This is a genomic window from Nocardia sp. CDC153 (assembly GCF_035818515.1).
Classification (GTDB): domain Bacteria; phylum Actinomycetota; class Actinomycetes; order Mycobacteriales; family Mycobacteriaceae; genus Nocardia.
Window position 1 is genome coordinate 663781 of the sequence record NZ_JAYKYU010000005.1, and the last position, 14645, is coordinate 678425.

12 protein-coding genes are annotated in these 14645 nt (G+C 69.2%); 6 read left to right on the forward strand and 6 right to left on the reverse strand.

Annotation, left to right across the window (positions count from 1 at the left end):
- The first annotated feature begins 33 nt into the window (after positions 1-33).
- Complete coding sequence (locus VMT65_RS29835) at positions 34-204, forward strand: CopG family transcriptional regulator (protein ID WP_326311812.1); 171 nt, start codon at positions 34-36, stop codon at positions 202-204.
- On the opposite strand, the gene xylB is transcribed toward VMT65_RS29835, so the two are convergent.
- From xylB to VMT65_RS29860, 5 genes are all read right to left on the reverse strand, one after another.
- Positions 195-1583 (reverse strand): xylulokinase, encoded by a 1389-nt coding sequence (xylB, locus tag VMT65_RS29840; RefSeq protein WP_326311813.1) that lies wholly within the window; start codon positions 1581-1583, stop codon positions 195-197. The two genes, VMT65_RS29835 and xylB, sit on opposite strands and share 10 nt — an antisense overlap.
- 15 nt (positions 1584-1598) lie before the next feature.
- Entirely contained in the window at positions 1599-2606 is a 1008-nt protein-coding gene (locus tag VMT65_RS29845; protein ID WP_326311814.1) for a zinc-dependent alcohol dehydrogenase family protein, read from the reverse strand.
- Positions 2607-2782: 176 nt separating this feature from the next.
- Positions 2783-3787 carry a glycoside hydrolase family 172 protein gene (locus tag VMT65_RS29850; RefSeq protein ID WP_326311815.1) on the reverse strand — a complete coding sequence of 335 codons (1005 nt, stop codon included), beginning with the start codon at positions 3785-3787 and terminating at the stop codon, positions 2783-2785.
- Between the two features lie 104 nt (positions 3788-3891).
- Positions 3892-4809 carry a tyrosine-protein phosphatase gene (locus VMT65_RS29855; RefSeq protein WP_326311816.1) on the reverse strand — a complete coding sequence of 306 codons (918 nt, stop codon included), beginning with the start codon at positions 4807-4809 and terminating at the stop codon, positions 3892-3894.
- A 57-nt stretch (positions 4810-4866) separates the two neighbouring features.
- Positions 4867-7254, reverse strand: coding sequence for a PEP-utilizing enzyme (locus VMT65_RS29860; protein WP_326311817.1), 2388 nt, complete (start codon positions 7252-7254; stop codon positions 4867-4869).
- A 166-nt stretch (positions 7255-7420) separates the two neighbouring features.
- Between VMT65_RS29860 and VMT65_RS29865 the strand changes: the two genes are divergently transcribed.
- The 5 genes from VMT65_RS29865 (at position 7421) to VMT65_RS29885 (ending at position 14013) form a co-directional block, all read left to right on the forward strand.
- Positions 7421-8929, forward strand: coding sequence for an FAD-dependent oxidoreductase (locus tag VMT65_RS29865; RefSeq protein WP_326311818.1), 1509 nt, complete (start codon positions 7421-7423; stop codon positions 8927-8929).
- Positions 8930-9208: 279 nt separating this feature from the next.
- On the forward strand, positions 9209-11224 hold the full coding sequence (locus VMT65_RS29870) for an alpha/beta hydrolase (RefSeq protein ID WP_326311819.1): 2016 nt from the start codon (positions 9209-9211) through the stop codon (positions 11222-11224).
- A gap of 162 nt (positions 11225-11386) precedes the next feature.
- Positions 11387-12547 carry a 3-hydroxy-9,10-secoandrosta-1,3,5(10)-triene-9,17-dione monooxygenase oxygenase subunit gene (gene hsaA, locus VMT65_RS29875; protein ID WP_326311820.1) on the forward strand — a complete coding sequence of 387 codons (1161 nt, stop codon included), beginning with the start codon at positions 11387-11389 and terminating at the stop codon, positions 12545-12547.
- On the forward strand, positions 12547-13401 hold the full coding sequence (locus tag VMT65_RS29880; RefSeq protein ID WP_326311821.1) for an alpha/beta fold hydrolase: 855 nt from the start codon (positions 12547-12549) through the stop codon (positions 13399-13401). Before hsaA ends, VMT65_RS29880 begins: the two co-directional genes overlap by 1 nt.
- Positions 13402-13488: 87 nt before the next feature.
- On the forward strand, positions 13489-14013 hold the full coding sequence (locus VMT65_RS29885) for a DinB family protein (protein ID WP_326311822.1): 525 nt from the start codon (positions 13489-13491) through the stop codon (positions 14011-14013).
- A gap of 3 nt (positions 14014-14016) precedes the next feature.
- Here the strand turns inward: VMT65_RS29885 and VMT65_RS29890 are convergent, their stop codons facing one another.
- Positions 14017-14643, reverse strand: a complete 627-nt coding sequence (locus tag VMT65_RS29890) for a hypothetical protein (protein WP_326311823.1) — start codon at positions 14641-14643, stop codon at positions 14017-14019.
- Positions 14644-14645: the final 2 nt, after the last annotated feature.

Consider the following 14645-nt stretch of genomic DNA (forward strand, 5'->3'; position numbering starts at 1 on the left):
CATGCCGTTACCTCGAGGTGGTATGACTTGCCGGTGGCATGGACTTTGCGGCTCAGCGAGGACGAAGAAGCTGCGCTGAGCGCGCAGGCGGCGATGGAAGGGCGATCGAAGCACGAGATCGCCCGCGACGCCATCCGAACCTACATCACCCGCCAGAAGACGTGGGATGAATATCTGTCGGATGGACCTGTCGTCTACGGGTAATACGTGTCTCTGATCTCGGTGTAGCGCTGGCGGATCGCTTCGCCGATTCCCGTTGCCAGGGCGTGGAATTCGGTGCCGGTGGGGGTGGGCCAGCGGGGTGGGCGGGGGCCGCCGCGCAGGGCCCAGGCGGCTTGGCGGGCCGCGCCGAGGGCGACGTATTCGCTTGGGTTGGGGACGGTGACCGTGCGGCCGAAGATGGTGGCGGCCGCGTGCGAGATGAGGCGGGAACGGGATGCCCCGCCGATCAACAGGATTCGATGCGGCACCGTCGGCAGGCGGTCGAGGGCGTCGGCGATATTGCACAGCATGCCCTCGATGGCAGCCCGCGCCAGATGATGCGGGCGCATGGTGTGCGGGCGCAGGCCGTGCAGGCTACCGGTGGCGTGCGGGAGATTCGGGGTGCGCTCGCCGGTCAGATAGGGCAGCAGGGTGAGACCGTCCGCGCCCGCGGGGGATTGGGCGGCAAGGACTTCCAGGCCGGACAGATCGGTGCCCAGCAGCACGGCGGTGGCGTCCAGCACCCGCGCCGCGTTGAGGGTGCAGACCAGCGGCAGGAACGCGCCGGTGGCGTCGGCGAAACCATTGACCGCGCCCGAGGGATCGGCGCTGGGCCGGGCGGCGCGGGTGAACACGGTGCCGCTGGTGCCCAGGGAGACCACGACATCCCCGTCCTCGATGCCCAAACCTAGTGCGGCGGCGGCATTGTCGCCGGTGCCCGCCGCGACCAGGCGGCCGCCGGGGGTGTGGCCGGCGATCTCGGCGGGGGCCAGCACCCGAGGCAGGGCCGGATTGCGGCCGCGGAAGGCCAGCGATAGCAGGTCCGGTCGGTAGGCCCCGTTGGCGGGCGACCAGTATCCGGTGCCGGAGGCATCGCCGCGATCGGTGGTGGGCTCGGTGGCCGGATCCCCGCCGCGCAGTTGCCACGTCAGATAGTCGTGCGGCAGCAGCACACGAACTGTTCGGTCTGCCAGTTCCGGTTCGTGATCGGCGAACCAGCGCAGCTTGGCCACCGTATGCGCGGCCAGCGGCACACTGCCCACCGCCTCGGCCCACGCCTGCGGCCCGCCCAGCTCACTCACCAGCTGTGTCGCGGCCTCCGCCGAACGAGTGTCGTTCCACAGCAGCGCGTCCCGCACCGGATGCCCGGCCGCGTCCAACACCACCAACCCGTGCTGCTGCCCGGCCACCGCGATGGCCTCCACATCGCGCATCATGCGATCGCAGGCCGCGCGCAGGGCCTCCCACCACATGAGCGGCGGCACTTCCGTCCCGTCGTGGTGCGGAATCTGGCGCTGCCGCAATACCGTTCCGGTATCGGCGTCGCACACCACGATCTTGCAGGACTGTGTGGACGAATCCACTCCGGCAACGACCGTCATTGGCCCCTACCTTGTCTATCGTGCCGCCCGTCCGGGATGCAGTTGGATCTTGCGTCCGGTGCCCGCGCGGAAGGTCCGCAGGGCATCGTCGAATTCGTCGAGGGCGTAGTCGTGGGTGATGACGGTGTCGGCGTCGATCACGCCCTCGCCCATCAGGTCCACGGCCCGCCCGAAGCTGTGCAGCACGGCCATGGAGCCGACAATGGTGATCTCGTCGTTGTAGATCCGGAACGGCGAGACCTTCGCCCGCGCCGCGCCGGGAGCCACCCCGAACTGTTGGAAGGTGCCCCCGCGCCGCACCCGCGCGAGCCCGTCCTCGATGGCGGCCACCGTGCCGCTGCAATCGATCACGATCTCCCAGCCCTCGGGCCGGTCCATATCGTCGGCCGAGACGGTCGCCGCGTCCGCGCCCAGGGTGCGGGCGATGGCCAGCCGATCGGTATTGGTGTCCACCATCGACACCGATGCCGCGCCCGCCGCGATGCCCAGCTGCAGCATGAGCAGCCCCATGGTGCCCGCGCCGTAGATCAGATAGTGCGCGCCGAGTTGCCGTGGCAGCCGGTCGAATCCGTGCACCGCGCACGAGAGCGGTTCCACCAGCGCGCCGTGCGCGGGCGGAATGTGCCCGGGTAGCCGATAGCAGTTCCCGGCGGGCACCTTCACGTACTCGGCCATCGCGCCGTCCACGGTGTCGCCGATGGCGCCCCAGTTCTCGCACAGGTTGCCGCGCCCGATCGCGCAGTAGTGGCAGCGCCCGCAGAACAGCGAGGGATCCACCGCCACCCGATCGCCGATTCGCACCCCGGCTGCGTCCGGGCCGAGCGCCACGACTTCCCCGGCGAATTCGTGCCCGGGCACGATCGGATAGGGCGTGGGCGGGAATTCCCCCTCGACGATATGGATATCGGTACCGCATATGCCGACCGCGTCGACTCGGATCACCACCTCCCCGGAACCGGGCACGGGATCGGGAACCGATTCGACCGAGAAGTGTCCGGGCTTCTCGACGACCAAGGCGCGCATAGCAATACCATGCACCCGCGCGACTCGCGCTCGACGCGTTTTACGCAATAGCAATGCATTCTCGTCATTTCGGCATGTTTGTGGCCGAAATCCACCTGTATTCCGGCCGAAAGCACGCCGGAATGACGGGGACGAGTAGGGGATCGCCCCCGAAAATCACGGGGATGTATCGGGGATCAGGGGAGGGCCTGATACCAGAAGGCGGTGGAGGCGACGTGGGCCTGGTCCAACGGTAGGTAGTGCCCGTCCTCGCGCCAGCCCAGCGCCTGCACGGTGGCGCGCAGGCCGTGCTCGAAACAGATGGGGTCGGGAATGTGCCAGCGGTACATGCCGAATCGCTGGTGCGGTTCATAGATTCGATGCGGCGGCAACACCTGCGCCATGCCCAGATAGGGGGCACAGTAGGGGCGATAAGCGCCTTCGAGATCGAAATTCCAGGCGCCGCCGAAATAGTCCTCGGTACCGGTGCCGCACACGGTCGGGAATTCGGCGTCATCGTCGAGATAGAACTTCAGCTCACCCTCACCCCACCAGCCCGCCGCGCGCGGCTGCACCGCCAGATAGGTGCCGACGTAGCGGCCGGGCCCGCCCTCGATTTCGACGATCGGATGCTCGGCCGGAGTGCCCAGCGGGTCGCTGCAGCGCCACCGGGCGTGGAGATAGCCGGTGGCGTCGGGTAGCTCCTCCTCCAGGTAGGTGATCTGATAGTAGACGGGCGCGGCGCGTTCGGAGCCGTTGTGCAGGGTGATGACGGCGCGCGTGTGGAAGGGCATGGGCCAGTAGCTGTTCAGGCCGCCCGCGGGCGCGACCACCACCATGGCGGAATTGACGAGCGCCAGATGATCCCAGCCATTGCAGAAGAAGTCGCCCAGCGGCACGGCCACCGCCGGTTCCGGTGCGTCGTCCCAATACATCTGGAGGGTGAAGTCGCGCAGCAGCGTCCGGTCGGTGGTGAGCCACAGATGCCGGATCACGCCGGGCCCGGAAACATCGGCGAGCGTGGCGGTTTCGCCCGGTGGCAGATCGATCGAGGGCGAGACCTTCCAGCCCCGTCCCAGCCCGGCCGCCGCGAACGCGCCCGTTCCGGAGATGGCGCGACCGCCCCCGCCGGGTTCGCCGGTGGGGTTCTCCGCACTCACCGAGCGGGTGCGCCGACCGTCCAGTTGCCAGATCTCGTGCACCATGCGAATTTTCGCACGGACGTACCCGATCCGACTCGGACATGCGCAGGACAGGCGAATGCCGACGTCGTCCGATTCGCGACGTCGGCATTCGTGGTAAAAGGCTACTTGCCGACCAGCTTGGACTTCAGCGTCGCGACGGTGGCGTCGTCGATGCCCAGGCCCTGCGACAGGAAGTTGTCGAACGAGCCGAAGGTCTGCGCCACCGCGTCGAAGGAGGCGTCGAGGTAGTCGCGGTCCACACCGAGAATCGGGGTGAACAGCGAGGGGTCGGTGACCAGACCCTTGGCCACCAGGCCGTCCAGGGTCGCCTTGTTCGAGGCCGCCAGGGTGTCGTTGGACTTCAGGTAATTGTTGTAGATCTGACCCTTGGGCGCGTTCAGGGCGCTGAGCAGGATGGCCGACATCCAGCCGGTGCGGTCCTTCCCGGCGGTGCAGTGGAACAGCACCGGGCCGTTGGCGGTGGCGATGTCCTGCAGCGCGGCGCTGAACTGCGAACGCGCGGTGGCATCGGTGACCATCCACCGGTAGTAGTCGACCATGAACTGCTTGGCCTTGCCGTCGCCGAGGAGCTGCTGCTGCACGGCCGGGCCGCCCTGCACGGCCTTGGCGAAGAAGAGGTAGAAGTCATTGTTCGGGTCGTAGACCGGCAGCGACTTCTCCGGAATCGAGGCCGGGATCTTGTCCGGGTTCTGGCCGCGCTCGGTGGGGCTGCGGAAGTCGATGATCTCCGCGATGCCCGCCGACACCAGCTGCTGCTGTTCGGCATCGCTGAGCTTGTTCAGGGCGTCCGCGCGGAACACCGACCCGTCCTTGACCTTGCCGCCACCGCCCTGGGTCGGAATGCCGCTCAGGTCACGGGCATTCGGGGCATCGGGGAGGTTCAGCGACACGCCCTTGGGCGACTGCAGCACCGGGAGGTGCGGCGCTGCCAGCGCCGGGGTGACGGCGATCGGGGTGAGGGCGATGAGCGCGGCGGCTACACCGGTGAGTGTGCCGCGCACGGCGCGCGAAATCGTCACTGGGGGTATTCCTTTCGATCACGGACCGACCTGGAGGGGTACGTCGGCCCGGGCTTGCTATTCGGGGTCGGCGAGCAGGGTGATGGTTCCGGCCGCGCCGTCCACACGGACGCGCTGACCGTCCTGCAGGGCATCGGAGGCGGTCTTGGTGTCGACCACGCACGGCACCCCGAATTCGCGGGCCACGATGGCGGCATGGGAAGCCGCGCCGCCGATATCGGTCACCACCGCGCCCGCGTAGGCGAACATGGCGGTGTGCCCGGTATCGGTCACGGCCGCGACCAGAATGTCGCCGGGCTCGATATCGTCGTCGAGGGTCAGGACGCGCTTGACGGTGCCCTCCACCACGCCGGGGCTCACGCCGAGCCCGGAGATGGTGTCGCCCACCGCGATCGCGCCGGAGATCTCCTCCGGCTCCCACGGGCCATTGACCACGTCGGGCATGCGCACCGCCTGGAATCTGGCCCGCTCGGCGCGGCGGCGGGCCACTCGATCCTTCAGATCGGCCGGGGCCCAGAGGATTTCATCGAGGCTCAGGAAGGCCGAATCCTCGATCTCGGTGAGCTTGCCCGCCCGCACCAGGCGCGCCGCGCGCTCCTGGGTGGCCAGGCGCAGGCAGTTGGTGACCCGCACGACGGCGTCGCGGGCCCGCTCGCGGTAGACGGTCGCGCCGACAGCCATCTTGGCGGTGCGGCCGGTCGGCTCGGGCACCGGTTCCCGGTGCGGCGCGGGCATTTCCGCGGCCCGCCCGGCGGCGGTGACCAACAGCTCGGGGCGGTCCCCGAAGGTGGCGTTGATGAGCTCGCACTCGCCCGGACCGCGATGCCCGATCCGGGCCAGCTCCTGATCCAGCGCCCTGCCGAATTCCGGCGACTTCTCGCGCGCCGCGGCCACATCCCCGCTCTTGGCGACCTCCTGCAGCCCGGCATCCTTGCGGCACAGGGCCGCCAGCCGCTCCACGGCCAGCATGGTCTTGGCCGACTCCAGCCGATCCAGGTCGATCTTCACCTCGCCCTTGTGGGCGGCGGTGGCCGCGCCGGTCATCATGACGCCGATCGACGCCGCCTGCCACGCTTGATTGAGGCGGTCGCGCCACAGCAGGGCGCGGGCGTGCAGCTGCTCGTCGGTGAGCTCCGAAATCTGGTCGCGGGTCAGGGCTTCCGCGTGCGCGGCCGCGTTGATGTGCTCGGCGGTCTTGGCGTACTTCAGGGCGGTGGCCGCGACCCGGCCCATGGCCTTGAACGTGCCCGCGCGGGCGGCCATTCCGGTCGGCATGGCCGGTCGGCCCTTGGGGTGCAGTTCGACATCGCCGATGGTGCCGTAGACGTCGCGGCGCACGCTCTCCTCGTCCCAGCCGGGCATGTTCTGCGCGGAGAAGACGCCGATGGAGGCGTTGATGTACATGTGGTGGCCGAGCACGCTGGTGACGCGGGAGACCCAGTGCTCCAACGCGATTCCCTCGATGGCGATCATGGTGCCCATGGCCTCGTTGCCGAGGCGGATGGCACCGGCCTGCAGGTCGATGGTCAGCGGGGTGAGCGGGCCGGGCAGCGCCTCGGAGGTATTGGTGGCGGTGTAGACCGGGATACGGTCGTCGACCAGATCGTCGAACTCGCCCTGAAGTCCCTCCGGCGCGGCGGAACTCAACGGGTACCCGTCGGAGGTCGGGGCGTTCTGCGGCACCACGTGGGTGGGCAGCGGGATCGCGCCGCGGCGGTCGCGAATGCCGGATCCGCCGGACTTGCGCCCGTGCAGGCCGCGCGCCACATCGGCGATGGTCTCGGCGGCGGTCCAGCCGCAGCGGAAACCCCACTCCTCGCGAGCGGCGGACACGTCGATCCGGGCCCGTGCGGTCGACGACTTCGGCAGCCACGCACTGTATTTCACGCCCGCGTCGGCGAAGATTCGCTTGACCTCGGCCCCGGACACCTCGCCCGGCGCGGCCAACTCGACCGTGCCGGAGCGCTGGGACAGGGCCGCCAGCACCAGGAAACGCTCGAAGTCGTCGTAGTGCAGGACCTGAATGCTGCCCTTGCCGCCGGCCAGCGCCTCCAGCGCCCGCCAGCTGCCCTTGTCCATGCGGCGGCCCGCCACCACGGCGGTGCGCACCACCAGCACGTCCGCGCCGGAGCCGGTCACGATCTGCTCGAGGCTCGAATCCGACTCCGCGGCAACGGGAATCACGAGGCGCGCCCCGGACTCCGCGGCCGCCTTCGCGATCGCCGCGACGGCCGGGCCCGCGAGGTGGACGATGGCGTCGGCACCGGCCGCCGCCCGCGCGCAGACCTGGACATCGGACAGGTCGCCGACGCTCACCGCGACCCGCGGGTCGACATAGCGGTGCCGCCGCCGGTCCAGTCCGACCACCTCGTGGCCCGCCGCCAGCAGCATGCGCGCCACGGCCCGACCGCTCGGCTCGGTGACCCCGGTGACCAGAATCCGCATTGACTCTCCTCCTCGTGCAGGCGTCCCCAACCACAGTGACGCCGTTCACACACCATCCCCAGTGCGCAGTCGGGTGACCGGTCGCAGTCCCGGTCAACGGGATCGGGGAATCGCTCACCAAGATGGGGCGCTAAAGAAGGCCCCGGGCAGCGGGCACCGTCGAGGCATGACAGTGCGGAATTCGGTGACGCCGCGGGCGGCCGGTGCGGTGAGCCACTACGACATCGAGACCGAGGTGCTGGTCGTCGGCTATGGCGCGGCCGGTGCATCGGCGGCCTTCGAGGCCACGCACGCCGGGGCGCAGGTGCTGGTGGTGGACCGGTCCGGCGGCGCGGGCGGCGCGTCGGCCATGTCGGGCGGGGAGATCTATCTCGGCGGCGGCACCCCGATCCAGCTGGCCTGCGGCTACGACGACACCCCGGCGGCCATGGCGGCCTTCCTGACCGCGGCGCTGGGCGGCGGCGCGGACGCGGCCAAGATCGAGGAGTACTGCGCGGGCAGCGTCGAGCACTTCCACTGGCTCGTCGACCGCGGCGTCCCGTTCAAGCCGACCATGTGGGACGCGCCGACCTGGGTACCGCCCACCGACGATGGGCTGATGTGGCTGGGCGAGAACAGTTGGCCCTTCACCGAATCCGCCGCGCCCGCCCCGCGCGGGCACCGGCCCACCGCCAAGGACTTCGGCGGCAAGCTGCTGATGGAATGCCTGTCGGCGGCGGCCGAATCCGCCGGAGCCGACACGCTTTTCGATACCTACGTCAGTGCCTTGATCGTGGCCGAGGACGGCGTCGTGGTGGGTGCGGTGGCGCGGCGGTACGGCAAGGAGATCACCATTCGCGCCCGGCGCGGCGTCGTGCTCACCACCGGCGGGTTCGTCGACGACGACGAGATGCTCGCCGCCCACGCGCCGGAGTTGCTGGGGCACACCAAGGTCAGCGCGGGCACCGACGACGGGTCCGGTATTCGCATGGCCCAGGCCCTCGGTGCGGCCGTGCGGCACATGTCGGCCGGGCAGGTCGGCATGTCCCTGATTCCCGGTCTCGCCGCGCGGGGCATGGTGGTGAACGCGCTGGGGCGGCGGTTCATCAACGAGGACACCTATCCCGGTCGCATCGGCCAGCACGCGCTCTACCGCCAGAACATGGGCGGCAGTTGGGCGGGGGACGACACCGCCGTGTGGGTCATCGTGGACGAAGAGGGATTCGAGGACGTCCCCGAACCGCAGCGGTGGGGAGTCCGGCCCACCCACGTCGCCGAGACGCCCGAGGAGCTGGAGTCCCTCACCGGACTGCCGGCCGGATCGCTGGTGTCCACCCTTGCCCGCTACAACGAATTCGCCTCGCGCGGACAGGATCTCGACCATCACAAATCCGCCCGCTGGCTGCGTCCCCTGACCGCGCCCTTCGCGGCCATCGACGTCAAGGCCGGGGTCCGCCCGCCCTCGGAATCCGGCAACCGCCGCGGCACCGGAGCCTCCGTCTTCACCCTCGGCGGCCTCCACACCGACCTCGACGGCCACGTCCTCGACCTCGACGCCCGCCCCATCCCCGGGCTGTTCGCCGCGGGCCGCGCCGCCAATGGCCTGCACGGCTTCGGCTACATCTCCGGAACCTCCCTGGGCGACGCTACTTTCTTCGGCCGTCGCGCGGGCACGGCCGCCGCCCGCCGCGCCTGACCAATCGCCGACCCGACCTTGTCAATCACTCTTGAATAGCTATTTCCCAGGTATTCGCCTGCGGCATAGGGTTTTCAGCGTGGGCGGACAACGCGGGGATTGCGGCGCCCATGCCCGGACCGCCCAATGGCCCGGACCCGCCCCGGAGTTTCCCCGGGGCTATCTCGGATAACCGGCACCGCCGGACCCCGGCCTGAGCCCCCGGCGTCCGACGGTTCCGGCCCCATCTCACGCGTGTCGCTGCAGCCCGGGCGTGTCCGTGCCCGCAGACTCGAACCCATGACGGCGGAAGATCGGTCGAACGACAACCCGCAACCCGGCGATCGGTCCGCGCCGGGCGACTCGCGCGAGGGCGGTCCCGCTCGCGGCGATCACCGCGAGGACGCCACCGAGTCCACCGGCGGCGATCGACCGGACGCCGCCACCGAATCCGAGCAGGGCGGCGTCCCGGACGGGAGCGCGGAGACGTCCGAGGACGCCGCCGATTCCGGGCCCGCGGAGCTCGACAGGGGTGCGGTGACCGGTGATTCGCGGGCGACGAGCGGTGCATCGCGGGTGGTGGCGTCGGTGCTGTCGCGGTTCTGGGCCATCGCGGATCGGGCGGAGCGGGCGGTCAACCCGAGTTATCCCGGGCTGGTGGTGGCGTGGATCTTCTTCCTGTGGGCGGTGTCTCCCTCGTTGTTGCCGCGCACCTGGCTGTTCGAGGGGCTGGTGTGTGGGATCAGCGCGGCGATCGGGTACGGGGTGGGGTGTGTGTTGGAGTGGGCGTTCAAGAAGTGGGTGCGGCCGCGGTTGCCCGAGGAGGCGCAGGGGATCGCGAAGTTGTGGCATCCGACGGAGACGGCGCGGGCGGTCGGCAAGGTCGTGATCGTGGTGGGGACGATCGCGGGTGCGGCACTGGTGTTGGCGCGGTCGGCACGGTGGCAGCGCGACCTCGAGACGCTCATGGGGATGGAGCCGACCAAAACGTCGAGCTATCTGCGGGCCGAGTTGCTGGCGGCGGCCACATTGGCCCTGGTAATCGTCGTGTTTCGCGCCGTGCGGTGGCTGATTCGGTTGATCGTGCGGCTGCTCAATATCGAATGGCGGATTCCCCGCAATGTCGCCTACGTGGGCGCGACCGTCGTGGTGGCGGTGGTGGCCGTGCTGCTGTTCCAGGGTGTGTTGGCGAAAGCCTTCTTCTCCGTGGCCAACTCGGCGTTCAGTCTGCGCAATGGCAAGACCTCGGAGTTCGCCGTTCAACCGCAAATGCCCGAAAGGTCCGGCAGTCCACAGTCTTTGGCGCAGTGGAACACCCTCGGTTCGGAGGGGCGCTGGTTCGTGGCGAACGGTCCCACCGCCCAGCGGATCGAGCAGGTGACGGGAAGGCCGGCGCGCGAACCGATTCGGGTCTACGCGGGCTTGGATTCGGCGAAGACGCCGGACGACATCGCGGCCCTGGTGGTGGGGGAACTGGATCGCACCCACGCCTTCGAACGCAAGGTTCTCGTCGTGGTGACCACGACCGGCACCGGCTGGGTGGACTCCACGACCGCCGAATCCATCGAGTACATGTACGGCGGCGACACCGCCATCGCCGCCACCCAATACTCGTATCTGCCGAGCGTGCTGTCGTTCCTGTCGGACCGCCAGAAGGCGACCGAGTCCGGCAAGCTCGTCATCCACGCGGTGCACGAGCGCTGGGCGCAACTGCCGCCCGGCCAGCGCCCCAAGCTGCTGGTGTACGGCGAGAGCCTGGGTTCGCAGGGTTCGGAGGGCGCGTTCACCGGGCTCGACGATATTCGCACCCTGGTCGACGGCGTGCTGTGGGTCGGCCCGCCCAACTCGAACCGGATCTGGAGCCAGCTCGAGCAGCGCCGCGATCCGGGCACCCCGGAGATCCTGCCCATCTACGCCGACGGCCTGATCGTCCGATTCGCCGCCACCGCACCGGATCTCGCGCGACCGGACCGGCAGTGGTTCACCCCGCGTGTGGTCTACCTCCAGCACGCGTCGGACCCCATCGTCTGGTGGTCGCCGGATCTGCTGTTCACCCAACCGGATTGGCTGAAGGAACCGCGCGGCGCGGACGTCTCCAAATCCATCCGGTGGTGGCCGATCGTCACCTTCTGGCAGATCAGCGCGGACCTGGCCAACGCCCAGGGTGTGCCCTCGGGCCACGGGCACCGCTACGGGGATCTGGTGCTGGACGGCTGGGTGGCCGTCGCCCAGCCGGAAGACTGGAATCCGGACCTCGACCGGGCTGTCCGCAAGGCCCTCGATGAGGACATCACCTGGGAGTACGCGCACAAATAGCTTCTCCCACCAGGTGGCTGGGCCCCTGCCTTTGGCAGGGGCCCAGCCGTCCATTTCTCCAGCGGAACGTTGGTTCCGATCATTGGGACTATTTCGGATCGAAACACCTATCGGGCCATAACTTCGAGTGCAGAAACCTTTGCACGAGGAGGGAACACCCGCATGACGAACAAGGTGCTCGATCGGGTTCGGGACCTGCTGCCCGCGATCCGGGAACGCGCGGCCCAGGCCGAGGAGCAGCGGCGGGTGCCCGACGCCAGCATCGCCGAGCTCGCCGAGGCCGGTGTGTTCCGCATGCTGCAGCCCGCCCGCTTCGGCGGCGACGAGGCCTCGCCGGTGGAGTTCTACGAGGTCATTCGCACCATCGCCACCGTGTGCCCGTCCACCGCGTGGGTCTCCTCGGTGCTGGGCGCGCACCCGTGGCAGCTGGCGCTGTTCGAAGACCGAGCGCAGCAGGACGTCTGGGCCGAGAACCCCGACACCCTGGTGTCCTCCTCCTACGCGCCGACCGGCAAGCTGACCGTCGTTGAGGGCGGCTACGAGCTGTCGGGCCGCTGGGCCTTCTCCTCCGGCTGCGACCACGCCCAATGGGTGTTCCTGGGCGCGCTGGTGCCGAGCGAGAACGGCATGGACTACTACACGATCCTGGTGCCGCGCACCGACTACCGGATCGAGGACACCTGGAACGTGTCCGGCCTGTCGGGCACCGGGTCCAACGACATCGTCATCGAGAAGGCCTTCGTGCCCGCCCACCGCGCCTACTCGGCCGCGGATCAAGCCAACCTGGTCGGCCCCGGCCAGGCGGTGAATACCGCACCGCTGTACAAGATCTCGTTCGGCGCGCTGTTCTCCAACACCATCACCGCCCCGATCATCGGCGCGGCACAGGGCGCGTACGAGGCGCACATCGAGCGCCAGCGCGAGCGGGTGCGGCTGTCCTACGGCGGGCAGAAGGTGTCCGAGGATCCCTTCGCCCACGTCCGAATCGCCCGTGCCGCTTCGGAAATCGACGCCGCCGTGCTCCAGATGGAACGCAATATGAGCGAGCAGCTGCGGTACGCCCAAGCGGGCGAGGAGATTCCGTTCGAGCTGCGCCTGGCCACCCGCCGCGATCAGGTGCGCGGCACCGAGCGCGCGCTCGAGGCGATCGACCTGCTGTTCAAGAACTCCGGCGGGCACGCCATTCGCCGCCCCAACATCATCGAACGCAATTGGCGTGACGCGCACGCCGGTAGCGTGCACGTCATCAATGATGTGGAGCGAGCCCTGGCCATGTACGGCAAGGCCGCCATGGGCCTCGAGGTCGCGGATCGGATGCTCTGATGACTCTCACCGTCGAGAACACCACCCGCTGGGTCACCGTCGACGGCCACAAGCTGCGGTATCACGAGGCCGGAGCGGGTGCGCCGCTGGTGCTGCTGCACGGCTCCGGCGCGGGTGTGTCCGGGTGGGCCAACTTCGGCAACAACCTGGAGGTGCTGTCGCGGCATTTCCGGTGTCTGGTCCTGGATCTGCCCGGGTTCGGGGAGTCGGGTCGGCCGGAGGTGTACGAGCGCAACTATTTACGCATTGCCGCCGACGCGGTGCTGGGGCTGCTCGACGAGTTGGGCATCGCGAAGGCGCACCTGCTGGGCAACTCCATGGGCGGCACGGTCGCGACGCTGCTGGCTCTCGACCACGCCGAGCGGGTCGACCGGCTGGTGCTGATGGCTCCCGGTGGCGTCGGTGTGAACATCCTGGGACCCGAACCGTCCGAGGGTATTTCGCGTCTCATGGAGTTCAACGCCAACCCCAGCGACGAGAAGGCGATGGGCTTTTTGCGGGCCATGGTCTCCAACCCGGCCACCCTCACCGAGGAGCTGGTGGCGACGCGGTTGAAGGCGGCCGCCGACCCGAAGGCCCAGGCCGCGCTGCGTGATGCCTACGCCACCTTCTACAACCCGAAGCTGGCCGAACCGCTGCCGCTGTGGGCGCGGTTGAAGGGGCTGACCAAAGAGGTCCTGATCCTGTGGGGCCGCGACGACCGGGTGACACCGGTCGAGGGCGCGCTCTTCGCGGCCCGCCAGCTGCCGAACGCGGATCTGCGGACCTTCGCCCGCTGCGGTCACTGGGTCATGGTGGAGCGCAAGGACGCCTTCGAGCGCTCGGTCATCGACTTCCTGAACAACGGCCTCTAGCAGGCGGTTTCCGACGAGTTTCGGGGTGGGATCGCCCATCCCCGAAACTCGTTTTCGCGTATCCGGGGTCGGCGCTACAGTCCGAAGATGACGTGGACAGCCCCCGAAATCGCCCGCACCCCCCAGCTGCTCGTCGGTGACGAGCGCGCCGTGCTGCACTCGCTGCTGACCCGCGGCCGCGAGATCCTGCTCTGGAAATGCCAGGGCCTGACCGGCGAACTGCTCGCCATCCGCAGCGTGGAACCCTCCACCATGTCGCTGCTCGGCCTGATCCGCCACATGACCGAGGTCGAACGCGGCTGGTTCCGCCTGCGCGCCGCGGGCGAGCAACTCGACTACGTCTACAGCTCCGACACCAACCCCGACGGCGACTTCCACGACACCGACCCGGAGCAGGCGGAGGCCGACTACGCCCGCTTCGTCGAGGAAATCACCCTGGCCGACAAGGCCATAGCCAACCTGCCCCTCGACCACACCATCTTGCACCCCCGCTCCGGCGCCGACCTCTCCCTCCGCTGGATCTACCTGCACATGATCGAGGAATACGGCCGCCACGCGGGCCACGCCGACCTGCTGCGCGAACGCATCGACGGCTCGGTCGGCTACCAGTAGGCCCTAGGGTCGGGCCGCGAGGCTCCTGCCCTCGGAGAAGAAGGCGGTCAGTGCGACGAGGCCGCCGAGTTCGGCGAGAGTGCGTGCCGCGCCGAAGGATTGGTTCCAGAAGGGGCCGGTTCGGGGCGTCCAAGGGCCGACGTAGGCGTAGGGCTCGGGGATGAGGGCGTCGCCGGGGGAGACGCCGTAATTGACCTCGTCGAGGTCGATGCCGAGGTCGAAGTGTTCGGGCCAGAGGATGGGGGTGAGGTCGGGGGCGAGGGTGCGCAGGGCGGTGTCGCCGAGTTCGTATGCGCGGGTGAGGGTTCGGGAGTGGTCCGGATCGATCCAGAGTTCGGCGTGCGGGTCGAAGTTCGTCACGTCGGAGTAGATGCCGTCCGGCATACCGGGCTCGAGGCCCGCGGTGGCGGCGAGGTCGGCGATGGTCGCGCCGTGCAGTTTGCCGACGGGCTCGTCGTCGAGCAGCAGGAGATCGTCGCGGACGGCGAGGTTCGGCTCCTTCACCGTGGCGAAACCGCCCGGCGCGGCGGCCAGCCGAATCGTCTTGCTGCGCCGGTACTCCGGTCCGGCCAGGAGTTGTTCGGCCACCGCGTGCAAGCTCTCGCGGGTACGGCGGTAGGAGTCGGTCATAT